This window comes from Streptomyces sp. WM6372 (genome assembly GCF_001279655.1).
In the GTDB taxonomy this organism is placed as follows: domain Bacteria; phylum Actinomycetota; class Actinomycetes; order Streptomycetales; family Streptomycetaceae; genus Streptomyces.
Window position 1 is genome coordinate 1 of record NZ_LGDB01000103.1, and the last position, 453, is coordinate 453.

Here is a 453-nt window from a genome sequence, read left to right on the forward strand (position 1 = left end):
GGCCGGGGTCAGGTGGTGGATGTCGGTGAGTTTGAGGTGCTGGTGGGGCAGGAGGGCGCTCTGTTCGTCCTGGAGGCGTACGAGTGCCTCTCGTACGGATTCCGCCGGCTTGAGGCGCACCCGTACGGGAACGGTGTTGATGAACAGGCCGACCATCGACTCGATGCCGGGGATCTGGGCCGGGCGTCCGGCGACGGTCGCACCGAAGACCACGTCGTCCTGGCCGGTCATGTGCCCGAGCAGCACCGCCCACGCCTGCTGGACCACGGTGTTCAACGTGACCCCGCAACTCCGCGCCGCAGCCGTCAGCGCAGCGGTCAGCTGCTCCGGCAGACGCACCGTGACCCGCTCGGGAGCCACCGGTACCCGCCCCGCACGCACCGGCGCGAGCCGGGTCGCTTCCTCCACACCCGCCAGGGACCGCCGCCACGCCTCCTCGGCCGCACCACGATC

1 protein-coding gene is annotated in these 453 nt (G+C 71.1%); it reads right to left on the reverse strand.

Annotated features, from left to right (window positions below; translation table 11 throughout):
* On the reverse strand, positions 1–453 hold a 453-nt coding region (locus ADK52_RS09155; protein WP_234343581.1), incomplete at both ends, for a condensation domain-containing protein.